This is a genomic window from Pseudomonas sp. VA159-2 (assembly GCF_024126635.1).
In the GTDB taxonomy this organism is placed as follows: Bacteria; Pseudomonadota; Gammaproteobacteria; order Pseudomonadales; family Pseudomonadaceae; genus Aquipseudomonas; species Aquipseudomonas muyukensis.
This window is the reverse complement of record NZ_JAMYBV010000028.1, coordinates 26,765-43,253: the sequence shown is the minus strand read 5'-3', so window position 1 is coordinate 43,253 and position 16,489 is coordinate 26,765. Positions and strand designations below refer to the sequence as shown.

Below are 16,489 nucleotides of genomic sequence, written 5' to 3'. Positions count from 1 at the left end.
AAAAGGCGACAGGTAGCGCGGGCGCGACGATAGGCATGTCTTCACCGGGCGTCGGGCTCTATAATGCTCGGCAGATTCAAATGTCCCGGTACAGGTATCCCAGATGAAACGTCCAAGTGGTCGCGCCGCCGATCAGCTCCGCTCGATCCGCATTACCCGCAACTACACCAAGCACGCCGAGGGGTCGGTACTGGTCGAGTTCGGTGACACCAAGGTCATCTGCACGGTCAGCGTCGAAAATGGTGTTCCCCGCTTCCTCAAAGGCCAGGGTCAAGGTTGGCTGACCGCCGAATACGGCATGCTGCCGCGTTCCACTGGCGAGCGTAACCAGCGCGAGGCCAGCCGTGGCAAGCAGGGCGGCCGCACCCTCGAGATCCAGCGCCTGATCGGCCGCTCCCTGCGCGCCGCGCTGGACATGAGCAAGCTCGGCGACATCACCCTGTACGTCGACTGCGACGTGATCCAGGCCGATGGTGGTACCCGCACCGCCTCGATCACCGGTGCCATGGTCGCCCTGTGCGATGCCCTGGCGGTGATCAAGAAGCGCGGTGGCCTCAAGGGTGGCAACCCGCTCAAGCACATGATCGCCGCGGTGTCGGTGGGCATGTACCAGGGCGAGGCGGTGCTGGACCTCGACTACCTCGAGGACTCCGCCGCTGAGACCGACCTGAACGTGGTCATGACCAGCGCCGGTGGCTTCATCGAGGTGCAGGGCACCGCCGAAGGCGCGCCGTTCCAGCCTGAAGACTTCAACGCCATGCTGGCGCTGGCGCAAAAAGGCATGGGCGAGATCTTCGAGCTGCAGAACGCCGCCCTGGCCGACTGATTTCGAGCTGATCTGAAAAAGCTGGGGCCGCTGCGCGGCCCTTTCGCGACACAAGGCCGCTCCTACCGCGAATCGTGTAGCAGCGGCCTTGTGTCGCGAAAGGGCTGCGAAGCGGCCCCAATGCTTTAGATGGTCAGCGTCCAGTCGTAGTCGACGATCAGCGGCGCATGCTGCGAGAAGCGCGGCTGGCGCGGCAGGCGGGCGTTGCGCACGAAGCGGCGCAGGCCTGGAGTGAGGATCTGGTAGTCGAACCGATAACCCAGGTTGAGCATCTCAGCCTGTTCGTTGTCTGGCCACCAGCTGTACTGGTCGCCCTCGCGGCTGACTTCACGCAGCGCGTCGACATAGCCCATGTCGCCGGTGATCGCGTCCATCCAGGCGCGTTCTGGCGGCAGGAAGCCGACCGCCTGCTGGCTGTCGCGCCAGTTCTTGATGTCGAGCTTCTGCTGCGCCACGTAGAACGAGCCGCAGTAGATGTATTCGCGACGCTTGCGACGCTGCTTGTCCAGGTACTTGGCGAAGTCGTCCATCAACTTGAACTTCTGGTTCAGGTCTTCGTCGCCGTTCATGCCCGAAGGCAGCAGCAGGCTGGCAATACTTACCTTGTCGAAATCCGCTTGCAGGTAGCGCCCGTAACGGTCGGCCGTCTCGAAGCCCAGGCCGGTGATGACTGCCTTGGGCTGCATGCGCGAATACAGTGCCACGCCACCTTGGGTGGGCACCTCCGCGTCGCAGGCGTAAAGGAAATAGCCATCGAGCTGGAAAGCTGGGTCGTCGAGTTCAAAGGCCGAGGCGCGGGTATCCTGAAGGCAGATGACGTCGGCATTCTGGGCTTGCAGCCAGCTGAGCAATCCACGCTCGGCCGCAGCCTGAATGCCATTTACGTTCACACTGATGATCCGCATAAATGGCCCCAAAAATCTCGTGCGTGTATGATACCCGAGCTCAACACATTTAGCTAAATCCGTGGTGTCCGGGACCTTTCATGCAGCCGTATCAGCGCGACTTCATCCGTTTTGCCATCGATCGCGGCGTTCTGCGCTTCGGTGAATTCACCTTGAAATCGGGGCGTACCAGCCCGTATTTCTTCAATGCCGGCCTGTTCAACACAGGTTCCGCGCTGGCCCAGTTGGGGCGTTGCTACGCCGCGGCCATCGTCGACAGCAAGATCCCCTTCGACGTGCTGTTTGGCCCGGCCTACAAGGGTATTCCGTTGGCGGCTGCCACTGCGGTGGCCCTGGCCGAACAGCATCAGCTCGACGTGCCATGGTGCTTCAACCGCAAGGAAGCCAAGGACCACGGCGAGGGCGGCAGCCTGGTCGGCGCCCCGCTGGCCGGTGACGTGCTGATCATCGACGACGTGATCACCGCCGGTACCGCTATCCGCGAGGTCATGCAGATCATCAACGCCCAGCAGGCCAAGGCCGCCGGCGTATTGATCGCGCTGAACCGCGAAGAGCGCGGCAATGGCGAGCTGTCGGCGATTCAGGAAGTCGAGCGCGACTTCGCTATCCCAGTGGTCAGCATCGTCTCGCTGACCCAGGTGCTGGAGTTCCTCGCCGACGACCCGCAACTCAAGCAGCACTTGCCTGCGGTCGAGGCCTACCGTGCCCAGTACGGTATCTGACGCAGCGGCGGCAATGAACAAGGCGACCTGAGGGTCGCCTTTTTCATGCCGGTGATTCAACGGCCGTTGGGGTAGGGATCCCGCTCGGCATCGCCGGCGCCCGTAAGGATTTTCCATGCGCGCTTGGGATGGGGGATGACCTTGAAGTCGGGGCAGGGCGGCAACGACCGCTTGCTCTGGTTGGCGTACTCGTAGCCGCAGTCCGCACACGCGTAACTACCTGCGGAGACATCGCTGCCGTAGGGCACCTCGTCTTTTTTCATCGCTGGACCTCCTATGGGTGAGAAGTGTCCATGCTAATCAGGCGATGAAAACAGGTGTTGTAGTACCTGTCCGGCATTGCTGTGGGATGGTTCTAAAGCGGACACGAGCCGCAGGAGCAGGCTTGCCGGCGAACACCGGCGTAGCCGGTGCCATTAACCGCGTCGCCTGGTTCGCCAGCAAGGCTGGCTCCTACCGTTATCGGTCAATCGGTACCGTATTTCGGCGAACGTGGCCCGTACAAGATGCCGCCGTTAGGGTACGGCGACAGCAGGCGTGCGCTGGTGATGCCGGCGATCGGGTAGCCGGCATCGTCCTGCACGCTGCTGATGACCTGGTTGATCGCGGCGGCTACCAGCATGCCGATCAAGCCGCCCTGGTTCTGCCGGCCCTCCTCGCTCGAGGCGGTGGCGCTGCCGGTCCACAGGGTGGCGCCGGTCTTCAGGTCGACCAGCTTGGCGTTGGCGGTGACGATGGTCGCGCTGCTGAGGATCATGTAGCGGGTGCCGTAGTCGCTGACGGTGACATACAGGCCGGCATCGGCACCGAAGATCTCCTGCAGCTTGGCCACTGGCAGCTGGTGGATATCGGCCGGAGTGGTCATGCCGTTCTGGCGGAACGTCTCGTCCACCAGGGCGACCGGCATCACGTAGTAGCCGGCTTCGGCCAGTGGGTAGGTAGCCTGGGACAGCATGCTGTAGGTGGCTTTTACATCCGGCGACTCGTTCAGCGGCGGCAGGATCAGGATCGATTTCGGCCGGCTCTGCTTGTAGGCCGAGTAGTCGATGCTCTTGCGCTCGGCGCAGCCAGCGAACAGCGCCAGCATGCAGGCGCCGACGATCAGGCGGGACAGGTGCTTGATCATTGCTTGGCCCCTTTGCTGGCGTTGCTCATCAGGAAGTCCATGTACTTGGCCGATTCGGGGAACAGCGCCTTCTCGGTACGGAACTGCTGGATCATCTGGTCATCCTTGCCCAGGCTGGAGTAGAGCAGGCCAAGCTGGGCGTGATAGCCCGGCGGCACGGCGCCATTCTTGGCCTTGATCTTCTCCAGGTCGCGCTCCAGGGCGATGGCCTGTTCTTCCTTGGCGTCGCCCTTGAGGTAGCTGTAGACCTGCGGCTGGTAGCTTTCCCACTGGTACAGGGGTTTCTGGGTATTGCAGCCGGACAGCAGGGCGCCGCCCAGTAACAGGCCCGCGACGGTACGCAGGGCCGGGGAGGTGATCTTCATCGAACGGTCTTCCTTGGGTTGTTCGCGTTACTGGGCCTGGGGTTTCCACTGGCCGCTTTCGACGGCGCCGACCAGCTTGTTCACCGCTTCGCGCATGGCCAGGTCGAGGACCTTGCCGTTGAGGGTCGAGTCGTAGCTGGCGGTGCCGCCGAAGCCGATGACTTCGCGGTTGGACAAGGCGTATTCGCCCGCGCCCTGGCTGGAGTACACCACTTCGGAGGTGCTGATGTTGACGATGTTCAGCGCCACCTTGGCGTAGGCGATCTGGGTTTTGCCGCGGCCGAGGATGCCGAACAGCTGGTGATCGCCGACTTCCTTGCGGCCGAACTCGGTGACGTCGCCGGTGACCACGAAGTCGGCGCCCTTCAGGCGTTGGACCTGGCCCTTGATGGCGGCTTCCTGCTGGATTTCGCCCATGTTGTCGCGGTCCAGCACGTTGAACCGGTTGGTCTGCTGCAGGTGGGTGATCAGAATGGTCTTGGCCTGGCCGCCGAGGCGGTCGACGCCGTCGGAGAAGATGCCGCGCATGTAGCTGGAGCGGTTGTCGAACTTGCCCACGGCGATGGGGGTACGCACGCCGCTGTAGGGGCGGTTGACGCTTTCGACCTGTTGCACGGCAACAGCAGTGGAGGTTTCAGTTGCACAGCCGGCGATGGACCCGACAGCCAGGGCGGCTGCCAGCACGAGTCCTTGTGATGCGTACTTCACGCGTGTTCTCCAGGTAAATAGAAACTATTTGCAACGAGCGTGCATTCTGCCACGTTGTTTCGGCAGTTTACCGGGATTCTTGATGATCAAAGATGAAGGTTGATGGCCTTGGGCCATCTGTTTGCCTGTGTCAATACAACCCGTAGGAGCCGGCTTGCCGGCGAACACCGGCGTAGCCGATGCCATGCACTGCGGCGCCTATTTCGCCAGCCAGCTCCTGCGGTCTGCGTCCGGCTGGATCAGCGCGGCTTGCGGTTGGTGATCAGGGTGCCCACGCCGCTGTCGGTGAAGATCTCCAGCAGCACGGCATTGGGCACGCGGCCGTCGATGATGTGCGAGCTGTTGACCCCGCCCTGGACGGCGTCCAGCGCGCATTTGATCTTCGGCAGCATGCCGCCGTAGATGGTGCCGTCGGCGATCAGCTCATTGACCTGCTCGGTGGTCAGGCCGGTCAGGACTTCACCTTGCTTGTCCATCAGGCCGGCGATGTTGGTCAGCAGCATCAGCTTCTCGGCTTTCAGCGCCTCGGCCACCTTGCCCGCCACCAGGTCGGCGTTGATGTTGTAGGACTCGCCGTTGGCGCCCACGCCGATCGGCGCGATCACCGGGATGAAGTCGCCCTTGACCAGCATGTTCAGCAGGTCGGTGTTGACGCTCTCGACTTCGCCGACGTGACCGATGTCGATGATTTCCGGGGTGGTCATCTCGGGCGTCTGGCGGGTGACGGTGAGCTTGCGGGCGCGGATCAGTTCCGCGTCCTTGCCGGTCAGGCCGATGGCGCTGCCGCCATGGCGGTTGATCAGGTTGACGATGTCCTTGTTGACCTGGCCGCCGAGGACCATCTCCACCACGTCCATGGTCGCCGCGTCGGTGACGCGCATGCCATCGACGAAGCGGCTCTCGATCGACAGGCGCTTGAGCAGGTCGCCGATCTGCGGGCCGCCACCGTGCACGACCACCGGGTTGATGCCAACGGCCTTCATCAGCACGATGTCACGGGCGAAGCCGGTCTTGAGCTCCTCGCTCTCCATCGCGTTGCCGCCGTACTTGATCACCAAGGTCTTGCCGACGAAGCGGCGGATGTATGGCAGTGCTTCGGACAAAACCTCGGCTACATGGGAAGCGGCATCGCGATCGAGGGTCATGCAGGGCTCCAGGTAAGGAACGGATAGTCGTCAGAACGGCAGTTGCAGGCCTGGTTGGACCTGCAGCAACTGCGTGCGGAATACAGCCTTGATACGGTCGAGCTCCGCCTCGCTGTCGGCCTCGAAGCGCAGCACCAGCACCGGTGTGGTGTTGGAGGCGCGGACCAGGCCCCAGCCGTGGGGGTAGTCGACCCGCACACCGTCGATGGTGGTCAGGTTGGCAGCGCCCCAGTCGGCGTCGCGTTGCAGAGCATCAATGATGCTGAATTTACCCTCGTCGGTCACATCAATGTTGATTTCCGGCGTGGAAATATCGTTCGGGAACGCGGCGAACAGGCTTTCGGCGTCCTGCTCGGCCTTGCTGAGGATCTCCAGCAGGCGCGCGGCGCTGTAGATGCCGTCGTCGAAGCCGTACCAGCGCTCCTTGATGAAGATGTGCCCGCTCATCTCGCCGGCCAGCAGCGAGCCGGTCTGCTTCATCTTCTTCTTGATCAACGAATGACCGGTTTTCCACATTAGCGCGCGGCCACCGTGCTGTTCGATCAGCGGGGTCAGGCGACGGGTGCATTTGACGTCGAAGATGATCTCGGCGCCTGGGTTGCGCGACAGTACATCCTGGGCGAACAGCATCAGCAGGCGGTCGGGGTAGACGATGCTGCCTGTGTTGGTCACCACGCCGACGCGGTCGCCGTCGCCGTCGAAGGCCAGGCCGATATCGGCACCGGTCTCTTTCACCTTGGCGATCAGGTCGACCAGGTTCTCGGGCTTGCCCGGGTCCGGGTGGTGGTTGGGGAAGTTGCCATCGACCTCGCAGAACAGCGGGATCACGTCGCAGCCCAAGGCTTCGATCAGCTGTGGGGCGATCACCCCGGCAGCGCCGTTGCCGCAGTCGACCACCACTTTCAGGCGCTTGGCCAGCTTCACGTCGGCGGTGACCTGCTGGAAGTAGCGCTCGAGGATCTCGACCTTCTCGACACGGCCTTCGCCGCGGGACAGGTCGTTGGTCTTCAGGCGGGTCAGCAGGGCCTGGATCTGTTCGTTGGCCAGGGTGTCGCCGGCGATGACGATCTTGAAGCCGTTGTAGTCGGAGGGGTTGTGGCTACCGGTGAGCATCACGCCCGACTTGCCGGCGAGCACATTGGCCGCGTAGTACAACGCCGGGGTCGGCACCAGGCCGACATCGCTGACCTGGCAACCGGCGTCGGCCAGGCCCTTGATCAGTTGCTCGACCAGCATCGGGCCGGACAGGCGACCGTCACGGCCAACCGAGATTTGCGGCTCGCCCTGGGCGAGGGTCTGGGCGCCGATGGCGCGGCCGATCCAGTAGGCGGTCTCGGCGTGCAGGGTCTTGCCGACCACGCCGCGGATGTCGTAGGCGCGGAAGATGCTGTCGGGCAGTGCGGGGACCAGCTGGGCCATGTCGTTCATCTCTGGGACTCCAAGTATTCAAAGGCTTCTGGGCAGGCACAAACTGAACGCTTGGACGGTGCTTTCGCCAGAGAGTTCGCCATCCATGGCCCCGACGGTCGGCTGACGGCTCAGCGGGTACCCGAGTGGCCGAAGCCGCCAGCGCCGCGCTGGGTCTCGTCGAACTGCTCGACGATGTCGAAGTGCGCCTGCACCACCGGCACCAGGATCAACTGGGCGATACGCTCGCCGACGGTGATGGTGAACGGGGTGTTGCCGCGGTTCCAGCAGGAGACCATCAGCTCGCCCTGGTAGTCCGAGTCGATCAGGCCGACCAGGTTGCCCAGCACGATGCCGTGCTTATGGCCCAGGCCCGAACGCGGCAGGATCATCGCCGCCAGGCCCGGATCGCCGATGTACACCGACAGGCCGGTGGGGATCAGCAGGGTCTGGCCCGGCTCGAGGACGCTGTCCTCCTTGAGCAGGGCGCGCAGGTCGAGGCCGGCCGAGCCAGGGGTGGCGTACTGCGGGAGGGGGAATTCCGAGCCCAGGCGTGGGTCGAGGATCTTGGCTTGAAGAGCGTGCATGGAACTTATTGAACCTGGTTGAGCCGTTCGGCGATGAAGGCGACCAGCTGACGGGCGATCTTGCCCTTGCTGGTCTGCGCGAAGAGGGTCTGGTGCTGCTGGCGGTCGATCACGGTCAGGGCGTTCTCCTCGCTGTTGAAGCCGATGCTGGGGTTGGCCACATCATTGGCGACGATCAGGTCGAGGTTCTTGTCCTTGAGCTTGCGCGTGGCGTAGTCGAGCAGGTGCTCGGTTTCGGCGGCGAAGCCGACGCTGAACGGGCGATCGGCCCGACCGGCAATGGTCGCAAGGATATCGGGATTGCGCACCATCTGCAGCAGCATGCCGTCGCCGGTGGTGGGATCTTTCTTGAGCTTTTGTGGGGCGACTACCTCTGGCCGGTAGTCTGCGACCGCCGCCGAGGCAATGAACAGGTCGCAGGGCATGGCCGCCTCGCAGGCCGCGAGCATGTCTCGGGCGCTGACCACGTCGATGCGGCTGACCCGATCGGGCGTCGACAGGTGCACCGGGCCGGTAACGAGGGTCACCCGAGCCCCTGCTTCGGCGGCCGCTTCGGCCAGGGCAAAGCCCATCTTCCCTGAACTATGGTTGGTGATGTAGCGCACCGGGTCGATGTTTTCCTGGGTCGGGCCGGCGGTGATCAGCACATGCTTGCCGGTCAGCGCCTGGCGCTTGAAGCTCTCGGCGGCGCACCAGGCCAGGTCCGTGGCTTCGAGCATGCGGCCCAGGCCGACGTCGCCGCAGGCCTGGCTGCCGGAGGCCGGGCCGAACACCTGGATGCCGCGGCGCTTGAGCAGCTCGAGGTTGTCCTGGGTGGCTGGGTCGCGCCACATGGCCTGGTTCATGGCCGGGGCCACGGCGACGGTGGCGTCGGTGGCCAGTACCAAGGTGGTCAGCAGGTCGTCTGCCATGCCTTGGGCCAGGCGCGCCATCAGGTCGGCGGTGGCCGGTGCGATCAGCACCAGGTCGGCCCATTTTGCCAGCTCGATATGGCCCATGGCCGCTTCGGCGGCGGGGTCGAGCAGGTCCATGTGTACCGGGTGGCCGGACAGCGCCTGCAGCGTGAGCGGGGTGATGAACTCGGCGCCCCCGCGGGTCATGACCACGCGCACCTGCGCGCCGTGTTCCAGGAGTCGGCGAATCAGCTCGGCGCTCTTGTAGGCGGCGATGCCGCCACCCACGCCGAGAACGATGCGCTTGCGATACAGCCGCTGCATAGGCTTGCCTTATATTCCAGTGAGAACGGTCGGCGACGTTCGGAACCGCTTGCGGCAGAACGTCTCATGTACGAGGCGAAATAGATTAACACATGGCCGGCGTTACTCGCTCGGCGTGACATTGATAGGAGGTTGAATGGGTATAAGGGATTGGCCGTTGGAAGAAAGGCCTAGGGAAAAAATGCTTAAGCATGGAGCCTCGCACCTCTCTGACGCGGAGCTATTAGCGGTATTTCTACGCACGGGTGTCTCTGGCACCGATGCTATAGAGCTATCTCGTAAATTGTTGAACCGTTTTGGAGGTTTCAGGAAACTTTTGGACGCGAAATACAGTGACTTTAAGCCAGGAATGGGGCTCGGTCTTGCGAGGTATTCTCAATTGCAGGCTGTGGTTGAGCTTGCTAAGCGTCACTTGGCGGAAACCCTCAAACAGGGTTCTGCCGTAGATAGTCCCAAATCCGTTAAAGATTATTTGAAATATCAGCTAAGGGGGAGGTTTAATGAGGTTTTTGGCTGCTTGTTTTTGGATAATAAGCATCGCTTGATAGGGTTTGAGCTATTGTTTGAGGGGACGATTGACAGGACGCATGTTCATCCACGTCAAGTCGTTCGAAGATGTCTTGAGCTTAATGCTGCGGCTGTTATTGTTTGTCATAATCATCCTTCTGGAGGTGCGGAGCCAAGTCAAGAGGATGTTTATATGACAAGTACTTTAAAAAAGGCGTTAGGTTTAATTGATGTTAGACTAATTGATCATCTGGTTGTAGGTGATGCGGACCCATTTTCTTTTGTCGAGCATGGATTGATGTGAGTGAAGCGGTGAAAGTGTTGGTGACTTTCACCGCCAAACTATTTATTCCCGCTCTGGAGGGAAGTCGACTTGCTCGCCGCTATCTTGAACAGCTCGATCAACCACCTTGGACTCAACATCAAGGTAAGAGTCTAGGTGTTCGCTAGAAATTGGTGTGGCTTCTTTTTTGCTATTCAGCCGGATAGCGGAGCCATCTGATTCTTTTCTACGGTTGTTGAAAGAGAAAAGAGTAGTGTATCGGCTTGGTGATACGCCTTCGAAGTTTTCAAAGACAACTTTTCCACTAGAGCTTTTGTCAATGGTGATGGCGTCGCCATGCAGCTTTATAGCTAGGCTTTTTTCGTAAGGCTCAATATAAACCACACGAGAGATCCCGGCTGCGATGATGTGTCGAGCGCAGTTATGGCACGGATATGTAGTGGTGTACATGATAGAGCCGGAGGTGTTGCCAGTCCCGCCTCGGGCTATATTGATAATGGCTTCCATCTCCGCGTGTATGGCACGAGAATATTCTATAATTGAGCCGAGTTGGGTTTGCTCCAATATGATCTTAGTCAAGTCTTGTGCTTCTGCGGTTGCAAAGCTAAGTTGTTTGACGGCATTGTCTTTTTTGGAGTTGGTTAAAATTTCCACAATTCGCTTAGCAAGCTTTTGCTTTGTATCATCGTTGTGGCATTTTTTTCCATGATTAATGCAGCGTTGATCGGGCTCCGACTCAGTATTGTAGAGGCCGCCACCTGCCGCAGGCACATCGTTCCACCCCACTGAAATCACATCTCCGCTATCATTGGTGATAGAGGCGCCAACTTGCCGACTTAGGCAGGCTGATTTGAGGGAGGCCGAGTAGGCTGCATACATCCCCGCTTCGTCTTTGGTAGGGGTGATTCCGTTTTCACCGTGGACTAAGCCTGCGAATCGTTTGCAAGGTTTAGTTATGTTTCCAACATTTGTAAGGCTATGCTTTACAAAAAAGTCGGAGCGGTGAATGGTTTTTTCGAGCTGTTGGCCATGATCAACATTATCTCGTCGGTCACGCTCGACTAGCTTCTGAGCGTCAACAGAATTGAGACCTTCAGCCTGCAAGTGCTCGAGGCGAGCTTGTTGAGGGCTCATTACTCCAATTAAGAAGAACGCATTTCTATACACGAGCTTGAATAAGTCAACTTCCGCTGGGTGCTTAAGTTGATCGACGATGTATACGACGCGAGGAGGGTTGGCATCCCCGCTTTCGTTCATTTTGATCTGACGCTCGGAGGAAATGGACTTTATTGCTTGTACGGCTAGAGCGTCATCACCCAAAGTGCTTCGAATATAGTTGCCGAGATCTTGCAAGGCTTCATATCTTGCAGAAAGAGAGAAGTTTTCGATCTGGTCGATTTTGCCTAGATATTTTGCGGGTGGCGGGACATCTTTAAAGTAGCTTTTAATAATACTACTAATTTTGATGTATTCAACTTCATAAGAGAAGGTGCTGAATTGCTCTCGGAGTTCGGCTACAACATCCTGTAAGTTACAACCTACAGCGCCGCAGACCCCGATAACAATCTCTTTGGTTCTACGAGATTTTATTTTTTCGCGAAGGTTTTCTTTAGCATCCGGCTGTACAACTTCGACCGATCCAATTTGAGGAAAGGCCTTAACGGTCCCTGTCGACATTCATTACCTCACCAGTTTAATTTTTTGGCCCGCTCCAGTATTTGAGCGATCGCGGTTTTGTAGTCTTTCTTTTTTTTGTGCTCTAGGAATACGTCCGAATAGATGACCGAACAACGAGCGGCTTCATCAGTTACTGGTTTAACTAATGGATTTGCTACTCTCTCTTCTTGTCTCATCTCGACACCTGATCCTCAGCTTATTGCCCTAATGAAGCGGCGCTTTACTCGTGATCGTCTACTGCTTTTGGTAGCTTAGATCACCAATCAAAAAAAACACGGCGAAAACGTGCTCGTGCTTAATATCTCCTGTAGGCTGGCCCCTCCCAAGGCGCCAGCCTACAGGAGAATTCTGCTTTGTCAACCCTGGAACTGTGAGCGCCATAACTTTGGCCGCGAAGGCTAGCAGGTGTAAAAAAAATCCAAAAAAAAGGATGACCAACGGTCATCCTTTAAAATGTTTTTGATCTTTCGGTCTCAGGTAGCCTCGCTCAGCGAACCGCCGACACCTTGCTGAAATCCTGCCGCCCGAACGGGCTCACCTGATAACCCTCGACCCCTTTGTGCAGCAGCGCCGCCGCCGTCGGATGCGCCAGTGGCAGCCACAGCGCCTGCTGCTGGATCAGCGTCTGCGCCTGCTGGTACAGGCGGCTGCGCACGCTCTGGTCGTTGGTGGTGCGCCCGGCATTGATCAACTGGTCCAGGCGGCTGTCGCAGAAGCGCGCGAAGTTGGTCCCGGACTTGACCGCCGCGCAGGCAAATTGCGGGCTGAGGAAGTTGTCCGGATCGCCGTTGTCGCCGGCCCAGCCCATGAACAGCAGGTCGTGCTCGCCGGCCTTGGCGCGGCGGATCAGCTCGCCCCATTCGATGGTGCGGATCTCGGCCTTGATGCCGACCTTGGCCAGGTCCGCCTGGAGCATCTGCGCGCCGAGGTTGGGGTTGGGGTTGAGCAGGCTGCCCGCCGGTCGGGTCCAGATCGTGGTTTCGAAGCCCTTGGCCAGGCCGGCCTTGGCCAGCAGCGCCTTTGCCTTCTTTTGGTCCAGGGCATAGCCGGGCAGGTCCTTGGCGTAGCTCCAGGTGTTCGGCGGATAGGGGCCGTTGGCGGCGGTGGCGGTGTCTTCGAACACCGCCTTCAGGTAGGCGGCCTTGTCGAAGGCCAGGTTGATCGCCTGGCGTACCTCGGGTTTGTCCAGTGGCGGGTGCTGGCTGTTGATGGCGACGAAGGCGGTCATGAACGCCGGTGTGGTCACCACTTTCAGGTTGCCGTCCTTGCCGGCCTCGGCGATGTCCAGCGGCTTGGGCGACAGGGCTATCTGGCACTCGCCGCGCTTGAGCTTTTGCAGGCGCACGTTGGCGTCCGGGGTGATGGCGAACACCAGCGGGTCTACGGCCGGTTTGCCGGCGAAGTACTCCGGGTTGGCGCGGTAGCGCACCACGGCGTCCTTCTGGAAGCGCTGGAACACGAACGGCCCGCTGCCGATCGGCTGGCTATTGAGCTTTTCCGGGGTGCCGGCCTTGAGCAGCTTGTCGGCGTACTCGGCGGAGTAGATCGACGCGAAGCCCATGCTCAGGGTCGCCAGGAAGGTGGCGTCGGCATGGGTCAGGGTGAAACGCACGGTGTGCCGGTCCGGCGCATCGATCGCCTTGATCAGGCTGCCCAGCTGCAGCGACTGGGCATGCGGGTAGCCGCCCGCGGCGGTCTTGTGCCAGGCATGGGCCGGGTAGAGCATGCGCTGGAAGCTGAACAGCACATCGTCGGCGTCCAGCTCGCGGCTCGGCTTGAAGTACGGCGTGGTGTGGAACTTCACGTCCGGGCGCAGGGTGAAATCGTAGATCAGGCCGTCGGGCGACACCGTCCAGCTTTGCGCCAGGCTCGGCACCACCTTGCCTGCATCGGCGTCGAATTCGACCAGGCGGTTCATCAGCACGTCGGCCGAGGCGTTGGTGGTGGTCAGCGAGTTGTACTGCACCACGTCGAAGCCTTCGGGGCTGGCTTCGCTGCATACCGCCAGCGGCGCAGCCTGGGCCAGGCCGGCGGTGCACAGCGCGGTGAAGAAGAGTGAGAGGGCGGCGGCACGCATGGCGGCTCCTTGGCTGGTCAGATGGCCCATCTGCCGGTGCAGTCTGGAAATCGTCCTACCCTAGTGTGCGTTTTCGCAAATGACCACCTTCTTTTTCCACGGGCTGTCGACGAGTGGTCGACAGTGCGGCGGGCGAGTCGCTATGCTGCTCGCGCGCGATTTGCAGCACCGAGATGCTCATCTTCTGTTGTTGCGGCGTAGTCTTTCTGGTATAAAGCAGCGCTCTTTTCTAGGGGCTCGGCCTGTCGCATCAGCGGATCCGGTCGATAAGACCTCCAGAATCACGGCGCCTGGCGCCAAAGACTGAGAGATTAAGCGGCCAACCCATGCCGGGTTGGGCATGTGGTTTTAGAGGGCTGAGTCATGTCGAGAGTCTGTCAAGTTACTGGTAAGGGTCCAGTAACCGGGAACAACATTTCCCACGCAAACAACAAAACCCGTCGTCGTTTCCTGCCGAACCTGCAGCACCACCGTTTCTGGGTTGAGTCCGAGAAGCGTTTCGTGCGTCTGCGCGTATCCGCCAAAGGCATGCGCGTCATTGACAAGCGTGGTATCGACGTAGTGCTGGCCGAGCTGCGCGCTCGCGGCGAAAAGTTCTAAGGAGAACGTCATGCGTGAATTGATCCGTCTGGTTTCGAGTGCCGGTACCGGCCACTTCTACACCACCGACAAGAACAAGCGCACCACTCCGGACAAGATCGAGATCAAGAAGTACGATCCGGTCGTCCGCAAGCACGTGGTGTACAAGGAAGCCAAGATCAAGTAATTGATCGGCAACCTGAAAAAACCCGCAACCGCAAGGTGGCGGGTTTTTTTATGCCTGTCCGCATGCCATCGCGGGGCAAGCCCGCTCCTTCGTGCTTACTTCTGCTCGAACAGTACGTAGATCTTGCGGCACGGCTCCAGCACCTCCCAGGTGCCCTTGAAGCCGGCCGGGATGACGAAGCGGTCACCGCTGCGCAGGGTCTTGGCGTTGCCTTCCTGGTCGCGCAGTACCGACACGCCCTGGACGATTTCGCAGTATTCGTGCTCGGTGTAGCTCACCGTCCACTGCCCCACCTCACCTTCCCAGACGCCAGCGGCGAACTGCCCGCAGGGGCTGGCGTAATGGTTGTAGACAGCCTGGTCAGGCTCGCCCTTGAGGATTTTCTCTGCCGCCGGGCGGTAGCGTTCGGCTTCTGTGAGTACCTGGGCAAAATCGACGATGCTGGCGATGCTCATGGTGGTTACCCTGTTGTTGTTTAATAAAATGCACATCAGTAGGCGTTTAGGCCATTCGTGTCAAATATATTGATAGTTTCCCCGCCCTGGTTTAGGGTGTCGGGTGCCGGTGTGCGTTCGTCGCCCGGCCAGAATTTCTGACAGCGCCCGTGAGTCCTCAGTGCGGCGTTGCACCTTAACAAGAGAGGAGTTTCCTATGACCACCCTGACTCGTGCGGACTGGGAACAGCGTGCCCAGCAACTGAAGATCGAAGGCCGCGCCTTCATCGACGGCGAATACACCGATGCCGCCTCCGGTGAAACCTTCGACTGCCTGAGCCCGGTGGACGGACGCTTCCTGGCCAAGGTCGCCAGCTGCGACCTGGCCGACGCCAACCGCGCCGTCGACAACGCCCGCGCCGTGTTCGAATCTGGTGCCTGGTCGCGCCTGGCCCCGGCCAAGCGCAAGGCCAAGCTGATCCGTTTCGCCGACCTGCTGCGCAAGCACGTCGAGGAACTGGCCCTGCTCGAAACCCTCGACATGGGCAAGCCGATCGGTGACTCCTCTTCCATCGACATTCCCGGCGCGGCCCAGGCCATCCACTGGACTGCCGAAGCCATCGACAAAGTCTACGACGAAGTCGCGCCGACCCCGCACGACCAGCTCGGCCTGGTTACCCGCGAGCCAGTGGGTGTGGTTGGCGCCATCGTACCCTGGAACTTCCCGCTGCTGATGGCCTGCTGGAAACTCGGCCCGGCCCTGGCCACCGGTAACTCGGTCGTGCTCAAGCCGTCGGAGAAGTCGCCACTGACCGCTATCCGTATCGCCCAGCTGGCGATCGAGGCCGGTATCCCGAAAGGCGTGCTGAACGTGCTGCCAGGCTACGGCCACACCGTGGGCAAGGCCCTGGCCCTGCACATGGACGTCGACACCCTGGTGTTCACCGGCTCGACCAAGATCGCCAAGCAACTGATGGTGTATGCCGGCGAGTCGAACATGAAGCGTGTCTGGCTGGAAGCCGGTGGCAAGAGCCCCAACATCGTCTTCGCCGATGCCCCTGACCTGCAGGCTGCCGCCGAGGCTGCGGCCAGTGCCATCGCCTTCAACCAGGGCGAAGTCTGCACCGCAGGTTCGCGCCTGTTGGTCGAGCGCTCGATCAAGGACAAGTTCCTGCCCATGGTGGTCGAGGCCCTCAAGGCCTGGAAACCGGGCAATCCACTGGATCCGGCGACCACCGTCGGCGCGCTGGTCGACACCCAGCAGATGAACACCGTGCTGTCGTACATCGACGCCGGCCACCAGGACGGCGCCAAGCTGCTGGCCGGTGGCAAGCGCATCCTCGAAGAAACCGGCGGCACCTACGTCGAGCCGACCATCTTCGACGGCGTGACCAACGCCATGAAGATCGCCAAGGAAGAGATCTTCGGCCCGGTGCTGTCGGTGATCACCTTCGACACCGCCGAAGAAGCGGTGGCGATTGCCAACGACACCCCGTATGGCCTGGCCGCCGGGATCTGGACCGCGGATATCTCCAAGGCTCACAACACCGCCCGCGCCGTGCGCGCCGGCAGTGTCTGGGTCAACCAGTACGACGGCGGCGACATGACCGCGCCGTTCGGTGGCTTCAAGCAGTCGGGCAACGGCCGTGACAAGTCGCTGCACGCCCTGGACAAATACACCGAGCTGAAGGCGACCTGGATCAAGCTGTAATCGACTGGCGCCTTTTCGCGGGGCAA

General features: G+C 60.6%; 18 protein-coding genes and 1 pseudogene. 6 read left to right on the top strand and 13 right to left on the bottom strand.

Annotated features, from left to right (window positions below; genetic code table 11):
- Positions 1 to 103: 103 nt before the first annotated feature.
- Positions 104 to 826 carry a ribonuclease PH gene (gene rph / locus NJG22_RS21165; RefSeq protein WP_110991997.1) on the top strand — a complete coding sequence of 241 codons (723 nt, stop codon included), beginning with the start codon at positions 104 to 106 and terminating at the stop codon, positions 824 to 826.
- Between the two features lie 125 nt (positions 827 to 951).
- Here rph and NJG22_RS21160 read toward each other — a convergent pair whose 3' ends face one another.
- Positions 952 to 1,731, bottom strand: a complete 780-nt coding sequence (locus NJG22_RS21160; protein ID WP_186653056.1) for an exodeoxyribonuclease III — start codon at positions 1,729 to 1,731, stop codon at positions 952 to 954.
- A gap of 80 nt (positions 1,732 to 1,811) precedes the next feature.
- On the opposite strand from NJG22_RS21160, the gene pyrE reads away from it, so the two are divergent.
- Positions 1,812 to 2,453 carry an orotate phosphoribosyltransferase gene (pyrE, locus tag NJG22_RS21155; RefSeq protein ID WP_217851740.1) on the top strand — a complete coding sequence of 214 codons (642 nt, stop codon included), beginning with the start codon at positions 1,812 to 1,814 and terminating at the stop codon, positions 2,451 to 2,453.
- A 56-nt stretch (positions 2,454 to 2,509) separates the two neighbouring features.
- On the opposite strand, the gene NJG22_RS21150 is transcribed toward pyrE, so the two are convergent.
- The 8 genes and pseudogenes from NJG22_RS21150 to coaBC all read right to left on the bottom strand — a co-directional run bounded on the left by NJG22_RS21150 (position 2,510) and on the right by coaBC (position 9,008).
- Positions 2,510 to 2,716: a hypothetical protein gene (locus tag NJG22_RS21150; RefSeq protein ID WP_253097484.1), complete on the bottom strand. Its 207-nt coding sequence runs from the start codon at positions 2,714 to 2,716 to the stop codon at positions 2,510 to 2,512.
- A 203-nt stretch (positions 2,717 to 2,919) separates the two neighbouring features.
- Complete coding sequence (locus tag NJG22_RS21145) at positions 2,920 to 3,540, bottom strand: DUF799 domain-containing protein (RefSeq protein ID WP_253097523.1); 621 nt, start codon at positions 3,538 to 3,540, stop codon at positions 2,920 to 2,922.
- A gap of 35 nt (positions 3,541 to 3,575) precedes the next feature.
- A complete protein-coding gene (locus NJG22_RS21140) occupies positions 3,576 to 3,944 on the bottom strand; it encodes a DUF4810 domain-containing protein (protein ID WP_253097482.1) in 369 nt (122 codons plus the stop codon).
- Positions 3,945 to 3,971: 27 nt separating this feature from the next.
- Positions 3,972 to 4,652 carry a CsgG/HfaB family protein gene (locus NJG22_RS21135; RefSeq protein WP_217851761.1) on the bottom strand — a complete coding sequence of 227 codons (681 nt, stop codon included), beginning with the start codon at positions 4,650 to 4,652 and terminating at the stop codon, positions 3,972 to 3,974.
- Between the two features lie 239 nt (positions 4,653 to 4,891).
- Complete coding sequence (argB, locus tag NJG22_RS21130) at positions 4,892 to 5,797, bottom strand: acetylglutamate kinase (protein ID WP_134689199.1); 906 nt, start codon at positions 5,795 to 5,797, stop codon at positions 4,892 to 4,894.
- Positions 5,798 to 5,827: 30 nt separating this feature from the next.
- A pseudogene (locus NJG22_RS21125) lies at positions 5,828 to 7,195 on the bottom strand (phosphomannomutase/phosphoglucomutase); the annotation flags it as partial.
- A 140-nt stretch (positions 7,196 to 7,335) separates the two neighbouring features.
- Complete coding sequence (gene dut, locus NJG22_RS21120; protein ID WP_253097480.1) at positions 7,336 to 7,791, bottom strand: dUTP diphosphatase; 456 nt, start codon at positions 7,789 to 7,791, stop codon at positions 7,336 to 7,338.
- 5 nt (positions 7,792 to 7,796) lie between these two features.
- Positions 7,797 to 9,008, bottom strand: a complete 1,212-nt coding sequence (gene coaBC, locus NJG22_RS21115) for a bifunctional phosphopantothenoylcysteine decarboxylase/phosphopantothenate--cysteine ligase CoaBC (protein ID WP_253097478.1) — start codon at positions 9,006 to 9,008, stop codon at positions 7,797 to 7,799.
- A 136-nt stretch (positions 9,009 to 9,144) separates the two neighbouring features.
- Between coaBC and radC the strand changes: the two genes are divergently transcribed.
- Entirely contained in the window at positions 9,145 to 9,819 is a 675-nt protein-coding gene (gene radC / locus NJG22_RS21110; RefSeq protein WP_253097470.1) for a DNA repair protein RadC, read from the top strand.
- A 42-nt stretch (positions 9,820 to 9,861) separates the two neighbouring features.
- Here the strand turns inward: radC and NJG22_RS21105 are convergent, their stop codons facing one another.
- The 3 genes from NJG22_RS21105 to NJG22_RS21095 all read right to left on the bottom strand — a co-directional run bounded on the left by NJG22_RS21105 (position 9,862) and on the right by NJG22_RS21095 (position 13,552).
- Positions 9,862 to 11,475 (bottom strand): anti-phage dCTP deaminase, encoded by a 1,614-nt coding sequence (locus tag NJG22_RS21105; RefSeq protein ID WP_253097467.1) that lies wholly within the window; start codon positions 11,473 to 11,475, stop codon positions 9,862 to 9,864.
- Between the two features lie 8 nt (positions 11,476 to 11,483).
- On the bottom strand, positions 11,484 to 11,651 hold the full coding sequence (locus NJG22_RS21100; RefSeq protein ID WP_253097457.1) for a hypothetical protein: 168 nt from the start codon (positions 11,649 to 11,651) through the stop codon (positions 11,484 to 11,486).
- A 311-nt stretch (positions 11,652 to 11,962) separates the two neighbouring features.
- Entirely contained in the window at positions 11,963 to 13,552 is a 1,590-nt protein-coding gene (locus NJG22_RS21095; RefSeq protein WP_253097455.1) for an ABC transporter substrate-binding protein, read from the bottom strand.
- A gap of 363 nt (positions 13,553 to 13,915) precedes the next feature.
- Here NJG22_RS21095 and rpmB point away from each other — a divergent pair, with 363 nt between their 5' ends.
- Positions 13,916 to 14,152 (top strand): 50S ribosomal protein L28, encoded by a 237-nt coding sequence (gene rpmB / locus NJG22_RS21090; RefSeq protein WP_003258972.1) that lies wholly within the window; start codon positions 13,916 to 13,918, stop codon positions 14,150 to 14,152.
- Positions 14,153 to 14,162: 10 nt separating this feature from the next.
- A complete protein-coding gene (rpmG, locus tag NJG22_RS21085; protein WP_003253507.1) occupies positions 14,163 to 14,318 on the top strand; it encodes a 50S ribosomal protein L33 in 156 nt (51 codons plus the stop codon).
- A gap of 95 nt (positions 14,319 to 14,413) precedes the next feature.
- Here the strand turns inward: rpmG and NJG22_RS21080 are convergent, their stop codons facing one another.
- Positions 14,414 to 14,773, bottom strand: coding sequence for a cupin domain-containing protein (locus NJG22_RS21080; protein ID WP_253097453.1), 360 nt, complete (start codon positions 14,771 to 14,773; stop codon positions 14,414 to 14,416).
- Positions 14,774 to 14,969: 196 nt separating this feature from the next.
- On the opposite strand from NJG22_RS21080, the gene NJG22_RS21075 reads away from it, so the two are divergent.
- Positions 14,970 to 16,463 (top strand): aldehyde dehydrogenase, encoded by a 1,494-nt coding sequence (locus tag NJG22_RS21075; RefSeq protein ID WP_134689206.1) that lies wholly within the window; start codon positions 14,970 to 14,972, stop codon positions 16,461 to 16,463.
- Positions 16,464 to 16,489 lie beyond the last annotated feature (26 nt).

Excerpts from the sequence above, each read along its gene's own strand:
- NJG22_RS21100 (WP_253097457.1), bottom strand. The coding sequence starts at position 11,651 with ATGAGACAAGAAGAGAGAGTAGCAAATCCATTAGTTAAACCAGTAACT.
- NJG22_RS21140 (WP_253097482.1), bottom strand. The coding sequence starts at position 3,944 with ATGAAGATCACCTCCCCGGCCCTGCGTACCGTCGCGGGCCTGTTACTG.
- pyrE (WP_217851740.1), top strand. The coding sequence starts at position 1,812 with ATGCAGCCGTATCAGCGCGACTTCATCCGTTTTGCCATCGATCGCGGC.
- rpmG (WP_003253507.1), top strand. The coding sequence starts at position 14,163 with ATGCGTGAATTGATCCGTCTGGTTTCGAGTGCCGGTACCGGCCACTTC.
- radC (WP_253097470.1), top strand. The coding sequence starts at position 9,145 with ATGGGTATAAGGGATTGGCCGTTGGAAGAAAGGCCTAGGGAAAAAATG.
- rph (WP_110991997.1), top strand. The coding sequence starts at position 104 with ATGAAACGTCCAAGTGGTCGCGCCGCCGATCAGCTCCGCTCGATCCGC.
- NJG22_RS21075 (WP_134689206.1), top strand. The coding sequence starts at position 14,970 with ATGACCACCCTGACTCGTGCGGACTGGGAACAGCGTGCCCAGCAACTG.
- NJG22_RS21080 (WP_253097453.1), bottom strand. The coding sequence starts at position 14,773 with ATGAGCATCGCCAGCATCGTCGATTTTGCCCAGGTACTCACAGAAGCC.
- NJG22_RS21150 (WP_253097484.1), bottom strand. The coding sequence starts at position 2,716 with ATGAAAAAAGACGAGGTGCCCTACGGCAGCGATGTCTCCGCAGGTAGT.
- NJG22_RS21095 (WP_253097455.1), bottom strand. The coding sequence starts at position 13,552 with ATGCGTGCCGCCGCCCTCTCACTCTTCTTCACCGCGCTGTGCACCGCC.
- NJG22_RS21160 (WP_186653056.1), bottom strand. The coding sequence starts at position 1,731 with ATGCGGATCATCAGTGTGAACGTAAATGGCATTCAGGCTGCGGCCGAG.
- coaBC (WP_253097478.1), bottom strand. The coding sequence starts at position 9,008 with ATGCAGCGGCTGTATCGCAAGCGCATCGTTCTCGGCGTGGGTGGCGGC.
- argB (WP_134689199.1), bottom strand. The coding sequence starts at position 5,797 with ATGACCCTCGATCGCGATGCCGCTTCCCATGTAGCCGAGGTTTTGTCC.
- rpmB (WP_003258972.1), top strand. The coding sequence starts at position 13,916 with ATGTCGAGAGTCTGTCAAGTTACTGGTAAGGGTCCAGTAACCGGGAAC.
- NJG22_RS21145 (WP_253097523.1), bottom strand. The coding sequence starts at position 3,540 with ATGCTGGCGCTGTTCGCTGGCTGCGCCGAGCGCAAGAGCATCGACTAC.
- dut (WP_253097480.1), bottom strand. The coding sequence starts at position 7,791 with ATGCACGCTCTTCAAGCCAAGATCCTCGACCCACGCCTGGGCTCGGAA.
- NJG22_RS21105 (WP_253097467.1), bottom strand. The coding sequence starts at position 11,475 with ATGTCGACAGGGACCGTTAAGGCCTTTCCTCAAATTGGATCGGTCGAA.